At 54.8% G+C, this 21,772-nt stretch carries 22 protein-coding genes; all 22 read right to left on the bottom strand.

The genetic code is table 11. From position 1 onward, the window contains the following. Positions 1 to 494: 494 nt before the first annotated feature. The 22 genes from ETA_RS00750 to traD all read right to left on the bottom strand — a co-directional run bounded on the left by ETA_RS00750 (position 495) and on the right by traD (position 21,739). A complete protein-coding gene (locus ETA_RS00750) occupies positions 495 to 872 on the bottom strand; it encodes a hypothetical protein (RefSeq protein ID WP_012443507.1) in 378 nt (125 codons plus the stop codon). A gap of 8 nt (positions 873 to 880) precedes the next feature. Next, positions 881 to 1,750: a ParB/RepB/Spo0J family partition protein gene (locus tag ETA_RS00745; protein WP_012443506.1), complete on the bottom strand. Its 870-nt coding sequence runs from the start codon at positions 1,748 to 1,750 to the stop codon at positions 881 to 883. A 32-nt stretch (positions 1,751 to 1,782) separates the two neighbouring features. Further along, positions 1,783 to 2,469: a hypothetical protein gene (locus tag ETA_RS00740; protein WP_012443505.1), complete on the bottom strand. Its 687-nt coding sequence runs from the start codon at positions 2,467 to 2,469 to the stop codon at positions 1,783 to 1,785. Positions 2,470 to 2,512: 43 nt separating this feature from the next. Then, positions 2,513 to 2,677, bottom strand: coding sequence for a succinate dehydrogenase flavoprotein subunit (locus ETA_RS19780; RefSeq protein ID WP_157861769.1), 165 nt, complete (start codon positions 2,675 to 2,677; stop codon positions 2,513 to 2,515). 80 nt (positions 2,678 to 2,757) lie between these two features. Continuing rightward, positions 2,758 to 3,141 carry a hypothetical protein gene (locus ETA_RS00735; RefSeq protein ID WP_042958449.1) on the bottom strand — a complete coding sequence of 128 codons (384 nt, stop codon included), beginning with the start codon at positions 3,139 to 3,141 and terminating at the stop codon, positions 2,758 to 2,760. 263 nt (positions 3,142 to 3,404) lie between these two features. Continuing rightward, on the bottom strand, positions 3,405 to 3,878 hold the full coding sequence (locus ETA_RS00730) for a helix-turn-helix domain-containing protein (protein WP_042958447.1): 474 nt from the start codon (positions 3,876 to 3,878) through the stop codon (positions 3,405 to 3,407). Between the two features lie 66 nt (positions 3,879 to 3,944). Continuing rightward, complete coding sequence (locus ETA_RS00725) at positions 3,945 to 4,319, bottom strand: plasmid partitioning/stability family protein (protein WP_012443502.1); 375 nt, start codon at positions 4,317 to 4,319, stop codon at positions 3,945 to 3,947. Between the two features lie 3 nt (positions 4,320 to 4,322). Further along, a complete protein-coding gene (parM, locus tag ETA_RS00720; protein WP_012443501.1) occupies positions 4,323 to 5,291 on the bottom strand; it encodes a plasmid segregation protein ParM domain-containing protein in 969 nt (322 codons plus the stop codon). 482 nt (positions 5,292 to 5,773) lie between these two features. After that, positions 5,774 to 6,703, bottom strand: a complete 930-nt coding sequence (locus tag ETA_RS18630; RefSeq protein ID WP_012443500.1) for a tyrosine-type recombinase/integrase — start codon at positions 6,701 to 6,703, stop codon at positions 5,774 to 5,776. Positions 6,704 to 6,882: 179 nt separating this feature from the next. Then, positions 6,883 to 7,293, bottom strand: coding sequence for an H-NS family histone-like protein (locus ETA_RS00710; RefSeq protein ID WP_012443499.1), 411 nt, complete (start codon positions 7,291 to 7,293; stop codon positions 6,883 to 6,885). Between the two features lie 38 nt (positions 7,294 to 7,331). Further along, positions 7,332 to 7,478, bottom strand: coding sequence for a hypothetical protein (locus ETA_RS19775; RefSeq protein WP_157861768.1), 147 nt, complete (start codon positions 7,476 to 7,478; stop codon positions 7,332 to 7,334). Positions 7,479 to 7,596: 118 nt separating this feature from the next. Beyond that, entirely contained in the window at positions 7,597 to 7,881 is a 285-nt protein-coding gene (locus tag ETA_RS18945; RefSeq protein WP_231853268.1) for a hypothetical protein, read from the bottom strand. 200 nt (positions 7,882 to 8,081) lie between these two features. Next, positions 8,082 to 8,279 carry a hypothetical protein gene (locus ETA_RS00700; protein ID WP_042958443.1) on the bottom strand — a complete coding sequence of 66 codons (198 nt, stop codon included), beginning with the start codon at positions 8,277 to 8,279 and terminating at the stop codon, positions 8,082 to 8,084. A 67-nt stretch (positions 8,280 to 8,346) separates the two neighbouring features. Then, positions 8,347 to 8,535 carry a hypothetical protein gene (locus ETA_RS00695; RefSeq protein ID WP_042958441.1) on the bottom strand — a complete coding sequence of 63 codons (189 nt, stop codon included), beginning with the start codon at positions 8,533 to 8,535 and terminating at the stop codon, positions 8,347 to 8,349. A gap of 152 nt (positions 8,536 to 8,687) precedes the next feature. Then, the gene (locus ETA_RS00690; RefSeq protein WP_012443495.1) at positions 8,688 to 9,041 is read right to left on the bottom strand and encodes a hypothetical protein; all 354 of its coding nucleotides are present in this window, start codon (positions 9,039 to 9,041) and stop codon (positions 8,688 to 8,690) included. A gap of 161 nt (positions 9,042 to 9,202) precedes the next feature. Then, positions 9,203 to 9,472: a hypothetical protein gene (locus ETA_RS00685; RefSeq protein WP_157861767.1), complete on the bottom strand. Its 270-nt coding sequence runs from the start codon at positions 9,470 to 9,472 to the stop codon at positions 9,203 to 9,205. A 330-nt stretch (positions 9,473 to 9,802) separates the two neighbouring features. Continuing rightward, a complete protein-coding gene (locus ETA_RS00680; protein WP_012443493.1) occupies positions 9,803 to 10,114 on the bottom strand; it encodes a HigA family addiction module antitoxin in 312 nt (103 codons plus the stop codon). Then, positions 10,114 to 10,392 carry a type II toxin-antitoxin system RelE/ParE family toxin gene (locus ETA_RS00675; protein WP_012443492.1) on the bottom strand — a complete coding sequence of 93 codons (279 nt, stop codon included), beginning with the start codon at positions 10,390 to 10,392 and terminating at the stop codon, positions 10,114 to 10,116. The genes ETA_RS00680 and ETA_RS00675 overlap by 1 nt, the downstream gene beginning before the upstream one ends. Positions 10,393 to 11,325: 933 nt before the next feature. Then, positions 11,326 to 12,222 (bottom strand): plasmid replication initiator RepA, encoded by an 897-nt coding sequence (gene repA, locus ETA_RS00670; protein ID WP_012443491.1) that lies wholly within the window; start codon positions 12,220 to 12,222, stop codon positions 11,326 to 11,328. Between the two features lie 430 nt (positions 12,223 to 12,652). After that, positions 12,653 to 13,432, bottom strand: a complete 780-nt coding sequence (locus ETA_RS00665; RefSeq protein WP_012443490.1) for a DsbA family protein — start codon at positions 13,430 to 13,432, stop codon at positions 12,653 to 12,655. Position 13,433: 1 nt separating this feature from the next. Next, positions 13,434 to 19,376 carry a MobF family relaxase gene (gene mobF / locus ETA_RS00660; RefSeq protein ID WP_042958435.1) on the bottom strand — a complete coding sequence of 1,981 codons (5,943 nt, stop codon included), beginning with the start codon at positions 19,374 to 19,376 and terminating at the stop codon, positions 13,434 to 13,436. After that, positions 19,373 to 21,739, bottom strand: a complete 2,367-nt coding sequence (gene traD / locus ETA_RS00655) for a type IV conjugative transfer system coupling protein TraD (protein WP_012443488.1) — start codon at positions 21,737 to 21,739, stop codon at positions 19,373 to 19,375. The genes mobF and traD overlap by 4 nt, the downstream gene beginning before the upstream one ends. Positions 21,740 to 21,772 lie beyond the last annotated feature (33 nt).

Genomic DNA, 21,772 nt, shown 5'->3' with positions numbered 1-21,772 from the left:
TTTTTAAATCATCATCTTTGTTCGTGAGCCTGACCTTGACCTTGACCTTGACCTGGCTTTCCGGGCACGCTGCTCCCCTGTTTCCGTCTCATCACCTCCGTCCCGCTCGCCTGACAAATCCGGGTGTGCCGTTCAGGGTTCGGCAAGGGGGTTTACAGCTTTAGCGGCCCCTTGCGGGTTCCTGAGCGGCACGGTATACCCGGAAAGGCGAGCTGGCGGTGGTGGTGAGACCATAACGGATGCTGACGCACTGACGGCCTTCCAGCCGCGGCAGCGGCTGGCATAAAAGCCCCGGAGGGGGGGCATATTGCCCTGGCAGTTGTGAGTTGCCCCTCCCCGGACGGGGTGAGACGGCTTGCTGGCTCAGTGGGGGGAACGACCGGTGTAGCCCTTATGCAAACACAGAGCCAGCAGGCTCAAATCGACTGCCATAATGGCGGAGAAAATTGCCAGCGCTATCTAATTAGCGCTGTAATTACTCATAGTTGCTTTCATTAGTTTTTCCTTATTGCCCACAGCGAAATAATCACCATCACAATACCAGTTACGATGCACAGCGTCCCCAACATAGATGTCGTGGTGTCCAGTACGTCCCCGTTGCCCAGTGGCGCAGTGGAGGTCATAAACTGAAGAAACAGGCCGTACACAAACAGGAGCAGACCAGACACGGGCAGCAGAGCCTTGAGCGCGATAATCAGCACTTCACTTGCGGAGTTGACCGGGGTTTTAAACCCGATCATCGCCGCCAGCGCGTAACAGACGATGTATCCGAAGTACCAGGCGATCCCTTCCGATGCACCAGGGAAATACCAACGCGTCCCCCCCATATAGACAACGCTGAACAGGCTGCCCAGCATAAGGAATACGGTCATTTGGTGTCCTATTTATCGTTGTTTCCGGCGTCAGGTGCAGCCTTGTCCGCGTCTGCGCCGTCATCGTCGGAATAGAAGTCCTGCGCCTCGCAGATCAGCGCATACAGTTCCTTGTGAAACTCATCCGTGGAGGAGGAAACGGTAATACTGTCTGCCTCGCGGGATACCTTTGCAAGCTGCGCCACCAGTTTCACGATGCGGGCGGATTTTTTGGCGCTAAACTTCGTGCTGGCGGCGGAGCTGGTCAGCTTGTTTTTACCTCTCGCCTTCTGCTCTGTCAGTTTTTCTTTCGCCACGGTTGCCGCTGACGCGCCGTGTTCGCGGGTCATCGAAAGCGCAGTGGTCATCGCCACTTCGCCCTGCTTCACCATATCGATCAGTTCATCGGGTGCAGACAGCAGGTTAAGGTGGTTGTCCACATCAACGCTGGAACGCTTCACTTTCACTGCGATTTCTTTCGGACTCAGTCCCTGATTGCTCAGCCGCTGATATGCCCGTGCCCGCTCAACAGGCGTCAGTGCCCGGCCCTGCGAGCTGGTGATCATGAAAGCCAGTCGGTCAGTTTCGGTGCCTTTGAAATCTTTGCATTCCAGCATCAGATGGGGGACGTCCGGCAATGCCGCCATTGCGCCCATTAGGCGATGATGGCCATCCATTACGCGAATTCCTTTTTCCGTCACCATCACGACAAGGGCAGGCACAAACTCCCCGGCAAGGTAAGCCTGACGGAATTCTTCAACGTGTTCCTCGTCAATATCACGGACATTGTACCCTGCCTCGATGTGGATCGCGCCCGGTGCCACAAAGTAAGTTTTCTGTGTTTTTATCGTGGTGTCGGTGCCGTCTTTACTAGCATAAATTTTTGAAAGTGAAGTCATGTTTTCTCCTTAAATTGCCGTTCCCGGCCCTGTTAGCGTGTTGTGTTACGGATAAACCAGTCAGATTTAGTTAGCCGTTCCGCCATGAATCCAAAGCCCTGAACGGTAAGATCAGCGTTAGGGAGCTGCGCCGCCGAGACCGTCACAAACGCCTGATGATTCACGAACGTTTGCCTGATGCCTTCTGTGTTTTTCTTGCTGTAGCTACGGCGAAAGACTATATGGAAAGTGCCTTCCCGCTCGTAGATAAACACGTCAAAACGTTTATTCCCGCGCTTATATTTGTCATGGTAAACCCAGTTATCACCAAACAGGGCAATATCCTTTAGCTGCATTTCCTGAAAATTCAAAAAACCCTCCGGGGCCTCAATACCCACGTAAAACAAATCTGACCGTGCGCTGAGTTCATGGCGGATTTTTCGTATCTGCTCACGGCATCGCGCAGTGAGCAACAAAATACCACAACTTTCGGCAGCGGATGATAGCTTATCGTAAGCGTAAAGCGTGGCGAGTTTTCCTGCCATGTCAGGCGTGGTCTTTATAAAGCTGAAGACGGAAATTAGGGAAACATCACTGGACACATCTGGCATAATATACCAGTCACCGCAAATCTTTCTGGAATAGAAATTAACGGGCTTTTCAGAATAGAGTGAAAAGAATTCACGACCTGCTGCGTCAATCAGTTGTTGTATTTTTTCTGAGAAATAAACGTTATTCACGCGGTTTTCCTCGGAACCGCCAGCGGCGAAGCTGGCGGTTTCTTTATGCCTGAAAATCGCCCAGTGGGCGCATATTGAGCTGATAATAAACTTCCGTCATAAAATGCTGGAAGTCGCTGGCTTTCATGGCAGGAACGCTGGCTCGTCCGTTTGAACGCATAGAGTTTACAAAGGCCGTGGCATGTGTAAAGATAATATCAGAGTGCATGGGTAGTGCCTCTTAGCAAGAGTGAAGGTATATCCGAAGGGGAAGACTGGCCTCTTTCCCTTCGGCATATTTTGAACAACTCAACAATAAGCCATTTCGTGATTATATTCAATTTGTTTCCCTTCTTTTGCCAAAATCTTATGAAAATAAAATCCTTTTGTGTCGCGACCCTGTAGTGAAACCGCATATTCAAACATGGTCGCAGTTATGGAAAAATAACGTCCGTCATAAGCAGCCAGACGATAATCCGTGCTACCGTCAGTGGTCTGAATAAAGTCAGGCTGATATCCCGATTCCATCAGCGACTCAATAGCATCACGGCGAGTTTTCAGACCGTAAACCCATTCAGGGCAGAATTCATCGAGGTGAATCTCCGCCTGTGCATTGCTCAGGGAAATAATATCATTCACTGGTGAAAAATGTTTTTTTACGGCAGGGACGTAGCATGTCATTACGTTATTCATAGGAAACCTCATATTTGAGTTAGATTTTACTATAAGTCATAACGTGATAATAATCAAGCCATATCGTGATATAAAAATATTTAAATCTGCACCGCTCGCCGCAGACTATAACTAGCGAAGTCTGTCATAGCGAGGAAGCGGAACGTCACTACAGCCACATCAAGCACTTACGCGCCGCTGCCGGACAGGCTGGGACGCGTTACGCCGTCAGTGATGAACCAGATGACAGAATTGGGGTATGGTGAAATGGCGGCTGCGGCGTATCAGACCTTCTGCGCGTTAGGGTGCAGCCCGTTCGACAGCAGGAAAAGATTGTACTCAGGCGGGGTCAGCGTGGCGGTATTGCGCATCACTCGGTTACGATATGCACCCGGAGTGCATCCGATTTGCGATGCCATGACTTCCTGCTTCAGCCCGTGCTGCATACGCATCCCCTCGATAACCTCAATCGGCGGCACGTCATACACGAAGAAGCGCGCAAAGGCATCCCCGTCCTGCACGGGCGCGGACAGCCAGCCGTCCTCGTTATAGCGGATGGTGCGGATAAGGCGGGCGTCTCCCTCTCGGATGGATGAGGCGTCTTTGTCGCCGGAACCGTCATACTTACGGCTGAGCGTCCTGACGCTGATCCCCAGCGCACGGGCAATCTGCGGGATATTCCCGTTCAGAATATCTTTTGCTAACCAGTCCATCAGTTCGCCGCGCAGATCAGCGGCTGCGATTTTTGTGTTCTGCATAAAGCACGTATCCGATAAAGATTGAACCACACCAGAGGCGGATGAGCGAGCCGCCCAGGCCCCGTTTCACATAATCCCCTTGAGGTTTTTTGCTGCCGTCTCTGTCGCCGGGCTGGCCTCCTGCACCTTTGCCCCTTTTCCGGTGGGCGCGGAGGCGCTGCCACCGTCAAATGCAATGCCTTTGCCGCCGTTCATGGACGCATAGGTGTTCAGCACAGTTTCAATCGTCGGATCGTCGTGCATCGAGGCAACCAGCGCCGCGATTTTCAGCACTTCCGGGTGACTCTTTCTGAAAAGCGCACCCAGCAACAGAGATTCACGAAAAAACGTGCCACGTTCTTTGAGCGGAACGCTCTCCACGCCGTCACAAATCAGCCTGTCGCCCGGCTTGTCGTCGGGCTTCAGGTTGACCATGAGTTTTTTGATAGTTGCGCTTTTCATCTGTTACCCCAGTTGGATCAGACCTTTGACAAGCTCAAGCTGCGGCTCATCGCTGATAAAAATTCGTTCCTTGCGTATGCCCAGCGCCTCCGCTGCGTGCGGGGCTACCGGGTCAGCGCCGCCGCCGACCAGCGCTACGTGCGAATAACCACTGTAGTGGGTAATGGCGTTGCTGATTTTTTTCATCAGGTCAGCCGCTGCCTTGTCGATCACGGGTTCAACTGTGCAGGCAGACTCCGGGTTGTTGAAAATGCTGTCCAGCCACTCGGTTTCTGCACGCCTCTTGATGATGGTGTGCAGGCGCACGTCAGACGGGTTCTCGCCGTGCTTCAGCAGGTCGTTTTTCAGCGCCTGCACGATGTTGTTTGCGCCCAGTTCGTTCAGGCAGGACATGCGGTACACGCTCGACATATCGTGCGCCACATGCGCCAGGTCAACGGTGGTGCCGCCGATATCAATGATCAGCAGCGAATCGCCTTCCTTCAGCATATCAACGTGCAGCAGCCCGGCTGGAATGGCTTCCGGGCGCACCTCGACGGTCTTCACCGTAAAAGGCTGGGCTTTCATCTTATCCACCGCTTCCGCATAAATCTTGATTTTACGGTCGATGTTGAACTGATTGCGGGCGTTATCGCTATTGTAGTATTCCGACAGGGGCAGCGTGACCACAATGTCCACTTCCTGTGGCTCCAGGCCGCTTTCGTGCAGCGCGTGATGCACCGCCAGCACGTTCAGGTAGCTGTACTGGAAGGAAACGTGCGTGGTTGGCAGCGTGCCCGCCGACACGGGAGAGAAGGCGTACTGCTGGCCATTAATGGTGTAATTTGCCTGCGGCATACCGGATTCCGGCATGTGACCGGCAATGATGCCGTTAGCCGTGATGTTCAGGTGCAGCTTGCCGTCGTTGTCCTTCCAGCCCAGCTTAACGTGGGTGGTGCCTTCATCAATAAATACTTTTGTGGTCGTTGTCATGGTGCGGTATCCCTTAGCTCGTGTGAGTGATAGCTGTGAACGTGTACATCTGGCCTTTCACAACCTGAATCATGATAGTAGCTTACTGATTTATTAATGTAAACTAAAACACAACCTAAAACACAACCTAAAACACCAAAAAAAGTAAAATAAAAACCAATAAAAAGGTAACTTAAAAAACCAAATAATTCCCCATATGAAACCATTATAGGTTCCAGAATGGTTATTTACGATACCAATAATCTCGAAGTAAAAAGAGATTATAATCTTGATATATCTAGATATTACCACACATTAACTGGTGCTTAAGTCTGAAAAATGAACATCAAATAACGCACTTCTGCTGACGAAATGGCAAAAAAGAAATTTAAGAAAACCTAAAAAGGTTACATATATCACCTTAATGTTGATTTTATGATTACCATTTAAGGAGATTTTGCGCCGTCATAAATCATCCTAATAGTGTTAAGCAATGTACCTAACTATTCTTCAGGTAAGATATGGCACCTTTCCTGCGGGTAATCCCCCACGAGAAAAACATTTTTCAGCAGGTCGCGGGCGTCCGGGCAGTCAAACGGCAGGTAGCTGCCGGAAAGCCTGTCGAGCGCAAATACCCGCGTGTAAATCCCCAACGTCTTTAGCGAACGGTGCCCCATCAGCGCCATCAGCAGCCTGTCCGTCACGCCTGCGTTCAGCATATACATGGCGTAGCTGTGGCGGAACGTGTGCGGCGACACGGGTACGGAGAACTGCACGCCGTCCGCAGCGGCACGGGTCACGGCGGCGTTGATCCAGTTCAGCACCGACTGACGTGAGCTAACTGTCCACAGCGGTTCATCCAGCGCACGGCGCACGGGGCCAAACAGCACGCCGTCCCGGTAAGACTTCAGGTCTGCCGCAAAGGCGGGGTCAAGCAGCGGGATCAGCCGCTTGGCGGCATTCTCAGCACGGCGCTCCGCCTCGGTCGGTTTCCCCCGCGTGGCGCTGCCACAGTGGCGCTTGAGCGAGCGAACCAGCACCGCAGCCTGATAGCTGTCGTCGGGGATCACCTGGGGCAGCAGCGGGCTTCCGCCGCTGTCGCGCAGCGGGCCGTCCGGTCGCCCTTTTGTGACCGCGTCACTTTTTCGTGCGCCGCGCCGCCGCATCAGCCGTACCTCATCGTCCTGCGTCAGTATGCAGTCACGCGCTGTCAGGGCCAGCGCCTCGCTCACGCGCATCCCCGTATTCCACAGCAGGCGAAAAAGTATTTTCTGTTCATGGCTGCCCGCGTAGCCGATCAGCGCACTGACTTCCACGGGCAGCAGGTATCGCACGCCGCCTTCCATCGATGCCGCCAGCGAGCGCATCCGTAGCTGACAGGACAGAGTGCGGGCGTCAGGCCCGGAAAAAATGTTTTTCGGGGTGAGGTTCATGCAGACTCCTGATAAGGAAAGCGTACAAACAGTCTGACATGGCGGTACGGGAACGGCGAGTGCCGTTAATGGGAATCAGGGGACAGGGGGAGATAGGGGGATATTTGACAAAACCGTACTCATTTCCGGTTTTGTCAAACAGGACAGTTATCCACCGTTTCTGTGGATAACCGGGTGAATCAAATCAGGAAGTCCTCGATCTTCTTACCTGCTGCCAGGGCGTTTGCCATCGCCAGCGGGGTACGGCCCTGGCCCGTCCAGGTCTTTTCGCTGCCGTCCGTATCGGTGTAGCGGTATTTTGCCGGGCGCGGTGCGCGGGACGCCTTCTGCTTGCGCGGCAACTCACTGTCCGCGAGGTCGGCAGGGTCGATACCGTCCTGAAGCAGCATTTCGCGGTACTTCTCAAGTTTCTCCAGACGCTCGGATTCCTGGCTGGCACGGGCCTGGTGTTCATCGCGCAGGTCGTCGACGATGGCGTTCAGCTTCTCGCGGATTTCCTCCATCATTTCATAGGGCATTTCGCGTGCGGCGGCGCGCATTACACGGATTTTATTCAGCCCCTGAAAGGGGTTGGTCTTGCTGTCGGTCATACACACTCCTGATGAGTTAAAATGTGAGCATCCCACGGTCAGTAACCGTTGATGGATACCCATTTAAAGCGATTTTCCACCACGTCACAGCGGAAATAACCCTGACCGATTTGGACGCGGTATCCTTCCGTGTAAACATGCTGTCCGTCAGAGCAACCCTTCACCTGCGGGACGCTCAGCTTCATGTTGAGTTCTGCAAGACGGGCGTCAATGTTGTGTAGCGTGGCACACCCGATAAGGCTTTTTTTTCTGATAAATCAAAATATTATGGACAGTGAAAAACGTACTCAGAACGGTGTATTTTTAATAAAAGAAATAATTGTGAAAATTAAAAACGCGCCACTTCGTGGGCAATTCATCCACAAATACGGGGCGGCGTCCGGGCTGTTTCCCCCGGAAGAACCGCCCGCGTGGCAGCTTCTCGCCGCGCTTCAGGCGGTGGTGCCAGTCTTTAAACGCATGGTGATGCTTAATACGACTGCCGTCGATGCGTACCAGCTTGCCATCCTCGTCGAGCTTCACTCCGAAGTCCGCCAGCCTCTGCGTTACTGTTACGGTGCGCATTCCGTAAAATCGTAAATCGTTCATAGTTTCATTCACCTATTCTGTCTGAATGCAGCAAGTGCATTCCCGGTAAGCCATTTCGTGATTTCCGGGCATTGGACAGACTGCCCCTTTTGTCAAAGCCGATGCGAATTAGCGTAATCGCCCGATCCACAGCCCCTGTTGATGACTGAAAAAGCGGGCAGGCATCCCGGTTCGCCAAAAATCAGGACGCGGTTGCAAGGTCATTTGTTCTTTTCATCTTCTACTTTACCGGCCTGGCTGTTTTCTATCATGCGCCCGACCTGTATACAGAAGAAGAACCACAGCATTCCGGCAAAGTAGATTCTCAGCTGCGTGCCTGAATCCTGCGAGGTAAGGGCCATGCAGATCAGGGCCAGGCCCACAGCAAAAGCGATAAAAATACGGGTACGTCTGAACATGCTTTTCTCCCTGTGAGGCGTTGGGGCCAGATTTCCACGCGGTTGGGCTTCAGACCCCACGATCTGCTTACGGCTGGTTAGAGTGCGTTTTTTGTGCAGCGTGGTCTCCAGGGCGATCTGCCAGCATGATTTTGAATGAGCAGTTATTTATTGCTGCCGAGGCCATTGCTTCTTTCTCTGCGGGGCCTAAATTGTCGAAATCACGGGTTTCGGCACGAATAAAAAAAAGCGATCTTTCATTAAAAATATTGTTCATATGATTTTTCCATTTTGATAAATTACCGTTCACTTGGGCAGAACCAGCACACGCCGTGCACCAGTTTCCAGCCCGCCTTCTGCGCCTCCAAGTCACCTGTGCGTAGGTGACCTGGAGGACATGGTGGTACTCCTACAGGGTTAATCTTCAGACTAGGGCTGCACGTCACTGTTGTCCGGGCGCTTCAGACGGGTCATTTCATTCGTATATGCCCCGCTTCGCTCAATCTTCCAGGCTTCCGTGCGGGGCGCGCCTGTCCCGTATGTCCAGACGGACACCGCCACCGTGCTGACCTGATCATTCACAATGATGCAGCCCTCTTGGGTGCTGTCCGGGCAGCGGCTTTCGCCCAGGATATAGGCACGTTTGCCGTGATCGTTTATCTGAAAGCCGGACGGCAGCACGCTGACCAGGTGTGCTGCGCCGTCCTGGGCATTCTGGCTTTCATCGCAACCGGCAAGCAGCAGAGCTGCGGTAATCATCAGGCCCGTGGGCGTTTTATTCATGGGGTACATCCTTTTTTATTATCCCGCACCAGGGGTTTATCGACACAATATCGGATTTATTCAGTGTCATTTTATATACCATGATCGCGTCCTCAAAGGGCAGATATCGCGTAATTACCTGATAAGAAATATTTCATGCTGATTAAATCAGCCAGAAAATATTATTCCAGATGTATGCCCCGGTTATACCCCATTTCGTTTTTCCCGGTCGGCGTGATATTCATTTTCACCACGCCAGCCGGATAATTAAAATTCAGTTCCGGGCTGATATGGTTTTTGTTATGTAGCGCTTTAGCTGAAACGGTGGCCCGCTCTTTGGGGTTACTCTCCCAGTAAAAAATCCTTTTATTCCTGTCGTGTAAAAGCACCTCGCCTGTCGCCATGCGGCGCAGAATTTTCAGTTGCCCTGCGGGCATCCACCATCCAGACATATTCCCTCCTTCATTATTTTTGCTGACGTTCATTTCTGGTTTAAATACCACGTCACAGCATTCTGACCTGGACGATCTCCACATTCACAGACAGCGCGTGTAACTGCCACCTTCTACACAGATAAAATTACTCACTTTCGGTATCAGGCTGCATAACAGCACCGCCAGAAGGACGATTATCAGCAATGCTGCCAGATCGGATTGCTGAAAACAGCAGAATTGTGCGTGTAGAAGAAGGCAAAAAGCCCCAAGTAGATCGCGAAACGTGTGGCCGGAGGTGACGCTTTCCCGGATTATTCAACATTTCCATGTGAATAAACCCTGTAGCGGTTAAACCGTGGCGCTGTCCAGGTTGGCGGCAGGCGGCGTCAGCCGGGTAAGGCGGGTAAGGTCGAGGTTATGCTCCGCGTGGTACAGGCTCCATGCGTCCTGCATCCGCAGCCACCACTCAGGCGAACTACCGATGACCGTGGACAGGCGCACCGCCATTTCGGGGCTGATTGCGATCTGCTCTTTGGTGAGGCGCTGAAGCGTGGACGGGGATACGTCCAGCGCCTTTGCCACGTCACGTAGGGTGAGATTCAGCGCGGCAATGTTGTCCGCAACGACCGTGCCCGGATGGGGCGGATTGTGCATCTTCATCAGTGGTAATCCTCGTAGTTAAGAATGTAGGCATCACCGTCCGTGAATTCAAAGGTGATACGCCAGTTTGCCCGCACGGTTACAGACCAGACATTTTTGCGGTCGCCCTTGAGGCGATGAAGCCGCAGTGACGGCAGGCTCAGGTCAGTGATATTCTCAGCCTGGTGAATAGACGCTAGGCACTTGCGGAGGTTGTCACCATGTTCATTCATCACCCCAGCAGTATTACCCGTTTCAAAGAAACGTTTTAACCCCTTATGCTTGAAGGATTTAATCATCTTTTTTTCCTTTAAGACGTTAAAGCCATTATAGTTGCGCAATGCACAACATGCAACAAATGAGCGCGGTGTTGGGCTAATTTCTGCCCGGAAAACGCGACTAATTATCTTCATAATCCGGGTTGGGGTTTGAGGGCCAATGGAACGATATCGTACGTTAGTGGCATAATTGTCTGATATATAAGAACATAATGGACATTGAAAAAGCCCTTAAAACGGTGTCTTTTTAATCGAAAATTGGCATTTAACGGACAATCTTGTCTATAAATCGATTTTTCAGACGATAATTTTCCTCTTACCGTAGGTTTTCGTACGGTTGGCCCTCAAACCCCTAATAACCTTTCGTAGCCCGTACTGCTCAAAATACATTTTATCCATCACTTCGCCAGCGGTGATGTTTGCTTTTTTCTTCAAAAATTCGCTGATGCATCACTTATTGGGATGAGTCCACCCTCTGTTGATACATATATCGGAAAAGCAATTCCATTACGTTATCTAGTACCGCTCGCCGGAGTCTCTGACTAGCGAAGTCTGTCAGAGCGAGGAAGCGGAAAGGCGTCAGATGCTAATTTATGCACTTACACACCTGTTTAACGCTCGATCTTATGGACTACAGCTTTTCCACAAACGGCTCAGGGATAATGTTTCTTTTTGTTTTTTTTTTTCTTTTAGAACATGGTGCAGCTAATAACAGGAATATTGCGGCTAAAAAATATTTCCTGTGCATTTAGGGTGCATAAAAATAATTGAGCGGTTGCCAGTGGCAATCGGGCGGGGAATGGAAATCAAGGGATGGTGCAAGTGACAGAAAATCACGAATTTACGTCCATGAGAAGATGCGATGGCACGGCAAAAATAGGAAAAACTGGATAGCGGGCACGGGACATACAGCCCGGACAGGCGAGAGATAACGAAATTAGCCGGCTGCTGAAATTAGTCTGAGAGCGGTATAGGGATCGTGTGCGGCAGGCGGGCCATAACACGGGCAATCAAGCGGTCAGCGGCGGGAATGATGCGCTGTCGGCTGGCGAAGAATTTCAGATCGTACATGCGGGCCATCACCGCCCGGTAAAGCGCATCTACGCGGTCAGCCTGGCTGGCGCTGGCACGCAACAGCCGGGCCAGAAATGCGGGCTGATGCCTGTCAATACGGCTCAGGATTACCCGCTCGCGCAGCGAGGCCACGTATTCATAACGCATGTGTTCAACGGCGCTGTTGCTGGCATGATCGCTGAAGTGCGGGAAATCTTTTTTGCGCCGGGCCAGTTTCTGCCTCAGTAGTGCATCTTCCGATGCGCCCGCCAGCCGCCAGAACAGCGGCGTCACACGCACGTACTGCGTCAGATTGATGCGATCTATCCTGTCCACCACGGCGTTGCTCATTGCAATCAGGCCCAGATTGCACAATTCCTTCATTTTACGACTGATGCGGCAGGGCGTGACAACGTGCGTGATATTGCCCTGTGCATCGCGCACGCTCACCTGCTTAGCTATTTCCTGAAGACACAGCGGCACCACGTCCGTTGCAATGTTCACTGTACTCAGCATGAGCTGCATCACCGCATCCGTCAGGCGTCTGGATTCCTGGCGCGGCGCACGGGCACGACACGGCATTGAGGGTACGTCAATGCGGAAAAAAGCGCTATCTGAGAAGTTGCGGGAGGCTTCACGCACACCCGGCGCGGCATTAGGCACCTGGCGTGTCCAGAGGTTATAGAGTCTGCCGTGCTCCCCGCGCAGCGCTGCAAATTTTTGCGGGCGACGATAAGCGGGGGTTGGACAGTGGCAACCTGCCGATTTAAGTGATTTTTTCGGGGATTCAGTGGTCACACCTGACTGCGCTTATGGCGGTCAGGTAATTTGAAGCTTGCTTTCCAAAACTCATGAGATATACTTTCTCTTGTCTTAGAAGCCCCGATAGCACTTTCATCCCGCCAAGTTTGAAAGTTGTGTTATCGGGGCTTTGTCCTTTTCTGACACCCGGTAATTTGCTTTTACCCGATGCCGCCCTTGTTCTTTTCCGTTCACTCCGGCAATTTAAGTCAAATAAATCAGGTATTTGGCTTAAATAACTCTTAGCGCGAGCTTATGTAAACGTGTACAGCAAGATACACCGCTTGGCCTATACGATCCAGTCTTATTTTCTCGATCCTGTGACACTGAATCACAGAAACTGTCGCGCCTGTGGCTTGCCCAACGGCGGCCCGGCATCGAAAGATACCCCATTCCGATACCGTCCGCCGTTCCCGCTTACGTCTGATTAGCGGGCGTGATTAATCGCGGTCTGTAGTACATCAAGGGACGCAGCGCCGGGTATAACGGTAATATTTTCCGCCGTAGGGTTGCTTGCAGGCATCACGATAAACAGCGGCGTACCGTTAGCCCCAATGGCCTTCGCCAGCATGTCGTTTTTATCAATGGTCGCGGTGTAGCTTTTCAGGTCATCGAGCTTGGGGGTTTTGCCCATCGCCTTCGCCGCCACGTCCGCAATGTCCTGCTCCCTCAGCTTCCCTTCGTCATGGCCCGTGGCAAAAATGCCGTTGTGGTACTTCAGATAGGCGTCAGCGCCAGCCTCGCGGTAAATCCCGATCCCGGTGAGCGCAGCCGTGTTGCTGAGCGGGTACTGCCCGGCAAAGATAGGCCAGTCGCGGAAGACGAATTTCACCTTCGGATTGTCCTGTATCAGCTTTTCCACAATCCGCGCATCGCGGTGACAGTACACGCACTGGTAGTCAAAGAACTCGGTGACGATCACGCTGGCATCCTCCGGCCCGGCGTGGGGAATCCCCTTCACCTGCTGTAGCTGCGCTGCGAGCTTCACCACGCCGTCACTGAGCTGGGTCTGCTGCGCCTTCTGCTGGCGCTGCTGAAGTTTCTTGCCCATCTTGATTAGGATTTCCGGGTGGGCGGTCAGCCACTGCTCGGTGATCTTCTGAATTTCCTGCTGCTGTGCCGGGCTGAAAGTGGTGCCCGTGTCTGCCAGGGCTGTGCAGCTGAGTAACAGTGAGGCGGCAATAGCGAGGGCTAAAAGTTTTTTCACGTTAAATGTCCTTGTCTATGGTTTTGCTGATTTCGAATTCACCTAGGTCATGCCTGAGCGTTGGATCGTAATTTTCCCGCTCGTCCGGCCCCAGCGCGGTGATGCTGTCCAACGACTCCGGGGCGGACTCAGGCAGGCTGATATCCGGTGCCGGGGCGTTCAGTTCCGGCAGCGTTAGATCACCGACACTCAGGGCTGAAACTTCTCCGGCTGGCAGGGCAATGTCTGGCCCTTCCATGCTGCTGAGTCCCGGCACGGTCAGTTCCGGCACGGTCAGTTCCGGCAGGTCTGCACCCGGCAGCTCCGGCAGCGCGGTGTCTGGCAGGCCCGGCACGGTCGGGGCGTCTGGCTCCGGCAGTGACAGCTCTGGCAGCGCGGTGTCCGCCAGTTCCGTCACGCTGTATTCCGGCAGGTTGTCCGCCACGTCCGGCGCGGTGGGTGTCGCCAGTTCCGGCACGGAAAGTTCCGGCAGGTCTGCACCCGGCAGCTCCGGCAGCGCGGTGTCTGGCAGGCCCGGCACGGTCGGGGCGTCTGGCTCCGGCAGTGACAGTTCCGGCAGGTCTGCACCCGGCAGCTCCGGCAGCGTGGTATCCGGCGCGGTCGGGGCGTCTGGCTCCGGCAGTGACAGTTCCGGCAGGTCTGCACCCGGCAGCTCCGGCAGCGTGGTATCCGGCGCGGTCGGTGCCTGCGGCTCCGGCAGGTCGGTGTCCGGCAGTTCCGGCGTGCTGTCATCCATTATGTCGCTGTATTCCTGCCAGTCCGTATCCATTTCCGGCGCGTCATCGTAGCCATTCATATCGCCATAATCCGGCATGTCCGTATCAATCGCCTGCCCGTTATTTGTATCGTTTTCAGCGGGCATGTCATAAGTGGTATCGGCTGTAATCTGTGCAGGCTCAGGCAGATCGTCGGCATTTACCGTCTGCTCAGGTGTTTCTTCTGTGAAGCGCGTAACCTCATCAATCATCGTTGATGTGATACGATCCACGTTCAGCACATCGAGCACCACGCTGTGCTGTTCATAGCCTTCCGGCGCGAGAATCACACTGGCCTGCGGGTTTTTCCCGGCAAGAGTCAGGGCGTCAGACAGCGTGCCTGCCGAAAGCACCTCCGGCGTGTTGCCCCGCTGCACAACGCTGAAAAGGGTGTTACTTTCGGTCTGAGTCTGCTGTTCGCCCAGGCTGAACTCGCCCCGCGCAGCGGCAAGCGCCCAGGTGTTCACACCGGATACCTTGCCGTTATAGTCATAGGCAGGCAGCATCACGCGCAGCGGCGCGGTCGGCGTGCGGGAAAGCAGCTTCAGTGCGCTGGTCCCGATATCGAGGCTGAACGACTCTGCCAGCACGCGCCCGGCGTAGAAGGTATCGAGTGACGCGGCGAACTGAGACAACGTCTGTGCGTGGCTGGCGTCCTTCCGGGCGTGCAGCAGGTCATGGGCTGTGTGCTTCGGCTCGCGGTTGATGCCTATAGCCGCCTCCAGCTTCGCGGGCGTGTTGTCGGTGTAAATCTGCGCGTGCTCTTTGGCGCGTGAAATCAGGATGTAGTAGGCGCGGGCGTTGGTCAGGCGGGACTCTGCGCCCTCAGTGCCCATAAACCCGATATCGTAGCGGGCACTGGCCCCCTGTGCGCCCGTACTGGTCACGGCATAGCCCAGGTCAATGTGCCTGTCCTGGGCGGTTAAGGCCGGATCGATCTGGCGCACGCCGGATTTGCCTTCAAGCACGATTTGCCCGTTATCGCGGATGGCCTGAATCCGGTATGCCTCGTTGCTGGTCTTTCCGGTGTCGATATCCGTTTTGCGCAGCAGTACGCGATCCCCCTCTAGGAAGCGGGTTTGCTCAACGTCGAACATCTCCATCCGCGTGCTGTCCAGTCCGCGATAGTCCCATTCCTGATGCAGCCCGCTGTCCATGTGCCTTACCGTCACGCCTTCATTGCCGACCTTCTCTACCCGAAAATAAGCACTGTCGTTGATGACCACCCGGCCTCTTATCCACGAATCAGGATCGTGAAATGCCGTGCTGGGTAGCAGTATCTGTGAGTACACCGACACATCGACGTGGCGGGCGGCTGACAGGCTACCGTCCTGCACCAGCCCCTGTTGGATCAGGTCGTTAATTTCACGCCTGATTTTGTTGGTTCCCGTGATCACCATCGTACCGGCGCGGGCCTCGTCGGTGCGGCTCAGGTAATCTTCCGCCACGGTCGAGGATGAGGCATTGCCCTGAAGGGACGCGCCACTGAAGCGCGGATTTTCGCGGTATACCTCACGGCGCGGCACCAGGTCGTTGCTGATGGCTTCTAGCTGGCGAAGGCTGCCGCTGTGATCGCCGTTAATCGTGCTGTAGACGGCCTCACGCAGCGCCAGGTTGGTCTGGCGCACAATGTCCTGCATCACGGACAGGCGGGCAGGTGTGCGCTCTTGGGCGAGCTGAAACGGTGCTCCGCTCTCGATGGGAAGAAACTGCTGTCGGTCGCCGATGACCACGGCACGGCCTCCGGCACGGTCAATCAGGCCCAGCGTGTCGCGCATGTCGCTGTTGCCAACCATACTGGCCTCATCCACGATAAACAGCGTGTTACGGTGATCCTGCTTCACGCCGTTGGCTTCATCCTTGAGTGAGTCCAGTACAAAGGATTTTGCCGTCTGTGCGTGGATGCCAGCCCCGGACATTTCGCCCACGGCGCGGTGTGTCGGGCCAATCCCGCGAATTTCCAGACCGGGTAACAACTCATTGAGCACCGATTGCAGCGTGGTGAGCTTGGTGGTTTTCCCCACGCCCGCGAAGCCCTGAACGAACTGGAAGGTGTCCGTGCCCGTCAGAATGTCGCCCGTAGCCCCTTTCTGGCCTGCCGTCAGGTGATCGAGCTTGCCCTCTTCAACGCGTATGACGAGCGGCTGCTTGGTGGCGTATCCGGCAGTGACCATGCCTAAAATGTCTTTCTCCACCTCATACGTGGCGCGGGGTACAACACGGGGGTTGTCAGTCGTCGTCGTGCCGCCATTGAGGCTGATCAGGTCGCCGGTCGCAATGCGGCTGTCGATTTCATTTCTCACCTCTGCCGCCGTCAGACGCCTGTCCAGTTTCAGGGCGCTGCTGAGCAGGGTTGTCGCATAAACAGATACCTCCTGGACGCCCGCAATAGCGCGATTGACCGCGATGGCCATCGGTGTGGCCACATGCTCCTTCAGGTAGGTGGTGGCGGCGTCAATGTCCGGCTTCTGCGCGGTGCTGATCACGTACTCCGTGACCGTGTTGCGCAGGTTCATGTTCTGAATTTTGCTGACGGTGGCCTTCTCATCGAGCGGCGAATAGATGGACAGGCTGCTGCCGGACATGTTGAGTGAATTGATGTTGTTGGCGTTCAGGTCGCGTTTGCTGAGCGCGGCGATCACGGTGCCTTCGGCGCGGTTCACTTCGCCCATGCCGCTGACGTAGCCATAGGCCGCGTACACGGGTTCCTGGGTGTAAAGCGTGAACTCTTTGCCCGTGCGCTCGTTAAAGCCAGTGATTTCCCGCCCGGATGCCTCATGGACGCGCAGGCTGTCTTTCGCCCGGATACCCTGATTTTTGAGCGCGGCAGAGGCTTTTAGCACTTCGCCGGGCACGACTTCAATCATGGTGGACTCAAACACGCGCACGTCTTTACGCCCCATTGCGGACGCTTTGACGGTCGATCTCTCGCCCTTGTCGTTGTAGAGGATCAGGGACTTCGTTTCTTCCGCAATGCTCCCTACAGTGTACACCTGCGGCTTGCGCTCGGTGCGGTCTTCAATGACGTATCCGGTACGCCAGCTAGCGACCTTTTTCTTTTCGGCAATGGTCATAAAGACTTCGTTACGGGCTTCCACCATGACGCCCTGCGCCAGTCCGTCAATCCCCCCGCTCTCCTTCAGCGAGGCACGGATATCGTCGGTAATCTGACGCCTGTCCTGCGCCGTCGGGGCCACGACGACCGGGCGCACCGTGTCGGCAAAGGCAGCCGCGTACTCGCTGGCAACGTCCTTCCCGCGCTGCGCCTTATCAGGCGCGTGCGAAACCTTCACGCTCAGGCTTTCATGCTCGGTTTTCACCTTCCCGGTTGACGCCCCGCCGTCTTCAAACAGGCTCAGCACGTTGGTCTGCGAGCTGCGGCCTGCGGTGTTAATCAGCACCAGTTGCAGGTTGTTTTCCCGTGCGTGGCTCAGCAGGTTAATCGAGTCGCGGGCGCTCATCCGCTCGGCGTTATCCACGATCACCGTGGAGTTCCGGGCAAACGTGGTTTCAGGCTCGCTCAGGTCGCGGAAAATCATTTTTTCTTCGGTCGCAAAGGCAATCTGATCGCGGCGGCTGGCAGTCGGGGACAGCACCGTCACGCTGCGCCCACGGTCTTCTTGGTCACTGATAACCTTATCGATCACCGCCTTCACGCCCCGCACCGTCGAGGGGGCAGTGAAGATGGTCACGGGGCGGTCTGCCAGTTCGGGCAGCAGGTTTTCCAGCGGTTTTTTAGTACCGGACACCAGGCCATTGGCAACGTGGTCGCGGGCCAGTTCCACAACCACTTTTTCATCAATCAGCAGGGTCTGCGCGGTGAATCGGGTCTTCTCATCGTTCAGTGGGATCAGCTTCCCAGTTTCGATGGCCCGGTCAATCAGGTGCTCGCCGTATCGCAGTGACACCACGTTTTCGGTACTGGCGGCAATCTCAAGCACCACATCGGTATAGCTGAAGTCACGCTTGCGGTTGCTGAGGGAAGACAGGGCCGTGTGGATCACGCGGTCGTCCTGCTCCAGATTTCTTGGCGGCGCGTCCGGTTTTTTTTCCTTCTGGCTAACGGTCTGCATATGCGGCTGTTTTTCCGCCTGATGCTCACGCTGTGCCAGTTGGGTCGTGTCTTCCGGGCGCACTGCGGGAGTGCCGGGCGTTGCCTGTTTCTGACGCGCTGCGGCTTCATCCTGTTGCGGTGCGGGGTTGCTTGGCGTATCGCCGCCCTGCTCCTGCTCCTGCTCCTGCTCCTGCTCCTGCTCCGCGTCTGCCGGGCGGGCGTCATCGTGGCCCAGTGCCGGGCCGTCCTGCGCCTGCTCTCTGGCGGTGCTGATGAACTCACCCATATCAAAGCCGTGATCGCGAATGGCGGCGTTCCATTCGTTCAGCAGTTCCGAACGGTCGGGCACTTGCTTGGGCGAACGGGTATCGAGCGCGGCAATGCTGCGGCTTGAAAATGAAGCAGAATCCCCGACCGCACGGCGGATATCGCGGCTGCGCGATGAAAAATGCCCCAGCAGGCTTACCGGAACACCCTGGATTTCCCACAGCCCTTTTTCGGTGGGCCGGGTTTGATAGCCCAGCGTCGTGACCTTTTTCTCCAGGATATTGCGCTGAATCGTGCCGAAAAGCGTATGGTGCGTGTACACCATTTCCATAAACCCGTTGCCGTAGCGATTATCAGACGACAGGGAATACAGCTTGCCGTTCTTCTCGGTAATGTTCATGGTCAGGACGTGCATGTGTAACTGCGGATCGAGATTGCGACTGGTATCGTGTACGAAAGTGGCAAAAATGCCCTTCCCGGTCGTCTCTATCGACGTCTGTTTGTCCTTCGTGACGCGGGTCGAGATAAAGGATTCAATTTCGGTGATGGTATCGCGCACCGACTCCTGGAACGCTTGGATAAGACGCTCATCCCCGCCGACCAGCGCCAGAACGCTGAGGCTTTTCGGCGCGGAAAACGTCAGGTCGAGGCCGGGACGGTGATTTTTACCCATCTTCCTGCCGTCCGGCGTTATGCCGTCCAGCAGGCTGGCGAAGGTTTTCAAATCCACGCTGCCGGACAGCCCCATTTCTTCCGCCAGCTTACCGTGCCACCCGGTCAGCAGTTCCCCCACAAAGTAATAGTTGTCTGCCTGGCTGTAATAGCCTGCCGCGCCGGATGAGCTGGACAGGGTCTGAACTGACATCATAGTTCGGGTTCCTCATGGGTATCCGCCAGGGGCTGGCGGTGTACGAGAATGTTTTTTTCTTCTTCCGCCATCGCGTCAACGATCCTGCCGTCTTCCCCGATTTCGCTTTCATCTAACACAATCAGTTTATCTTCATCCTGGTACATCACGGGCGCGTGGCTCTGCTCCTGCGTATCGCTGTCACTGTCACTCTGGTTGCCCAGCTTCTTCAACTTCAGTTTCAGCGGCTTACTCACCGGGGCGGGTTCTGCGCTGGCTGCCGGGTTCTGCGCTGGCTCACTGACACGGGCTGCCGGGCCGGGTTCAGCCTCACGGACAGGCGGTGGGGTTATTTCGGCAGCGGCAGACTGGCCCGGCTGTGTCTGAGGCACTTTATCCTTCACCCTGGCAAAAATGTCGGTCACGTTATCAGGCGCAGCCGTGTCCGCCTTCGCCGCACCAGGTGCAGGAACTGACGGCGCGGGCACGGGCATATCCGGCAACTCGTCCGCTGTGGCGGGCTGTTCCTGTGCGGCTTTGCTCTGGCCTACCGCCTGCGCGGGTGTGGCCTCGGTGAAGTCGGCGGGGATTTCAGATTCATTGTGCTCGATGATTTTTTCAATCAGCGGACTCAGCGAGTCATGGAAACTGCGCTCGATATAGCTCTCTGCTTTTTTAGGTAAATCACGGTATGGCACTGCCAGCTTGATCACCGGATATTCACCCGGCAGCCTGAAGAAGAAACGCAGGTCAGGCAGGCTCATGATTTCTTCTTTGTCCACGACAGGTTCATGCACCTTGTCACGTCCGATGGATATACCGTCTCGCACTTGGTCAAGACCGAAGGAGTTCTGTTCTTTTGATTCCCATCGGCGCTGATAGCCCAGTTCGTTCTGCACGTCCGTTGCCATGTCAGATGACGGTGATCGTCCGTATATCCGCGTATTAACCAGATCGAGTACCGCCTTGGCATTGTCGCGCCCGTAGGTATCGCTCATCTGCGCCATGTTCTGAATGCCCAGGACGAAGCAGCCGCCATACTTACGCGCATCCGCCAGCGTTTCGCGGAAGCCGGGAATCTTCTGAAGGGACGCGACTTCATCGTAAATGAACCAGACGCGGCGGTTACGGTCTTCGCCCATCGACTGTAACAGTGTGGTCGCCATCGAGAGCCACATGGAGATCAGCGAGCGGGTTGACCGCAGGAAATTGGTGGAGATAAACAGGCCGGAATGGCTTTGCCGATTATCCTGAATCCACTCCCTGATGGAAAATTTGTCCTGCCCTTGGTTCACGCCCTGCATGAAACGCAGCGCTTTGGCGTAGTTGGTCGTGACCGAACGGATAGAGATCGCGGTCTTCTCAATTTTTTCTTCCACCAGGTTTGCAGAAGGCGTGTTTTTCAGGAATTCACGCAGGCTCTTGAGGGAAAGGGACAGTATCGTGTGCAGGAAATCCTCAATCGTCGGGTTCTCTTTGCGGCTCATTCTCATTGCTGTGTCCGCGCAGATGGTGCGGCTTGAGGATACCCAAAACGGGTCAGAGTTACCTTCAATCGGGATCAGAGAGGACGCAAAATTCTCGTAATCAACAACGGTCTGGCACTCATGCCATAAATCCCAGTTCGCGCAGCGGGCATCATGCGGATCGAGGATGAAATCACGCCGGGCATTAAAGTGAGTCTTGATAAACGTGCCGCCTGGATCAAAAACAATAAACCTGTCTCCGCGCTTGCGGATGTAATCGAGCAGGTAACGGATGATGGTTGATTTCCCCGTACCGATAGTGCCGTGGATGAGGAAGTTCTGGATTTCAGCATTCTTCACCATATGCAGCGGCCCAATTTTTATCGGTGACAGCGCCCTGTTCTGTGCAAGCATCTTGTTCACGACTTTCGGGCTGTCCGTGCGGGTCATGCCGGAAATATATTCGTCTGCCGTCTCTTTTTTACCGATCCGCGCCACGCCGAACATGAGAATAAAATAGATGATCAGTGACAGCGTGGCCCCGACTCCGGCGTACATTTCCAGCCGTATGAGGAACACATCCCCCACGTCCCGCATAATCTGTGAGCGCAGCACGTCACCCAGCGTCAACGGCACTTCAGACAGCTTCAAATCACCGCGATAGATGGCATAGGAAAAGGCTTTTGCCGTGTCGTTAACGACCAGCCCCAGGAAAGATTCGCTGCTGCGGGCAATCCAGTACGTCAGGCCGTTGCTGATAATTTCCGGGGGGGTAACGAGGAAGAAAGCAAGCAGGCTTGCGCCCATGAGAACAGTCACAATCCAGAAGGAAAACCAGTTGTTAACCTGGTTGAACATCTTGACGCGATAGGCGGTAATCTGACCGCCCTTGGTGATATCTGACGGTCTGAATGACATACAGCGTCTCCGGTAAGTCCGGGCAGTCCGTTG

The sequence above is a fragment of the Erwinia tasmaniensis Et1/99 genome (assembly GCF_000026185.1).
GTDB lineage: Bacteria > Pseudomonadota > Gammaproteobacteria > Enterobacterales > Enterobacteriaceae > Erwinia > Erwinia tasmaniensis.
Note: the sequence above shows the minus strand (reverse complement) of the source record. Positions and strands in the feature narration are given on the sequence as shown.

What these genes read in the sequence shown, in the direction of transcription:
- ETA_RS00750 (WP_012443507.1), bottom strand. Translation starts at nt 872, where the DNA reads ATGACCGTATTCCTTATGCTGGGCAGCCTGTTCAGCGTTGTCTATATG.
- ETA_RS00745 (WP_012443506.1), bottom strand. Translation starts at nt 1,750, where the DNA reads ATGACTTCACTTTCAAAAATTTATGCTAGTAAAGACGGCACCGACACC.
- ETA_RS19780 (WP_157861769.1), bottom strand. Translation starts at nt 2,677, where the DNA reads ATGCACTCTGATATTATCTTTACACATGCCACGGCCTTTGTAAACTCT.
- ETA_RS00735 (WP_042958449.1), bottom strand. Translation starts at nt 3,141, where the DNA reads ATGAATAACGTAATGACATGCTACGTCCCTGCCGTAAAAAAACATTTT.
- ETA_RS00730 (WP_042958447.1), bottom strand. Translation starts at nt 3,878, where the DNA reads ATGCAGAACACAAAAATCGCAGCCGCTGATCTGCGCGGCGAACTGATG.
- ETA_RS00725 (WP_012443502.1), bottom strand. Translation starts at nt 4,319, where the DNA reads ATGAAAAGCGCAACTATCAAAAAACTCATGGTCAACCTGAAGCCCGAC.
- parM (WP_012443501.1), bottom strand. Translation starts at nt 5,291, where the DNA reads ATGACAACGACCACAAAAGTATTTATTGATGAAGGCACCACCCACGTT.
- ETA_RS18630 (WP_012443500.1), bottom strand. Translation starts at nt 6,703, where the DNA reads ATGAACCTCACCCCGAAAAACATTTTTTCCGGGCCTGACGCCCGCACT.
- ETA_RS00710 (WP_012443499.1), bottom strand. Translation starts at nt 7,293, where the DNA reads ATGACCGACAGCAAGACCAACCCCTTTCAGGGGCTGAATAAAATCCGT.
- ETA_RS19775 (WP_157861768.1), bottom strand. Translation starts at nt 7,478, where the DNA reads ATGAAGCTGAGCGTCCCGCAGGTGAAGGGTTGCTCTGACGGACAGCAT.
- ETA_RS18945 (WP_231853268.1), bottom strand. Translation starts at nt 7,881, where the DNA reads ATGAACGATTTACGATTTTACGGAATGCGCACCGTAACAGTAACGCAG.
- ETA_RS00700 (WP_042958443.1), bottom strand. Translation starts at nt 8,279, where the DNA reads ATGTTCAGACGTACCCGTATTTTTATCGCTTTTGCTGTGGGCCTGGCC.
- ETA_RS00695 (WP_042958441.1), bottom strand. Translation starts at nt 8,535, where the DNA reads ATGAACAATATTTTTAATGAAAGATCGCTTTTTTTTATTCGTGCCGAA.
- ETA_RS00690 (WP_012443495.1), bottom strand. Translation starts at nt 9,041, where the DNA reads ATGAATAAAACGCCCACGGGCCTGATGATTACCGCAGCTCTGCTGCTT.
- ETA_RS00685 (WP_157861767.1), bottom strand. Translation starts at nt 9,472, where the DNA reads ATGTCTGGATGGTGGATGCCCGCAGGGCAACTGAAAATTCTGCGCCGC.
- ETA_RS00680 (WP_012443493.1), bottom strand. Translation starts at nt 10,114, where the DNA reads ATGAAGATGCACAATCCGCCCCATCCGGGCACGGTCGTTGCGGACAAC.
- ETA_RS00675 (WP_012443492.1), bottom strand. Translation starts at nt 10,392, where the DNA reads ATGATTAAATCCTTCAAGCATAAGGGGTTAAAACGTTTCTTTGAAACG.
- mobF (WP_042958435.1), bottom strand. Translation starts at nt 19,376, where the DNA reads ATGATGTCAGTTCAGACCCTGTCCAGCTCATCCGGCGCGGCAGGCTAT.
- traD (WP_012443488.1), bottom strand. Translation starts at nt 21,739, where the DNA reads ATGTCATTCAGACCGTCAGATATCACCAAGGGCGGTCAGATTACCGCC.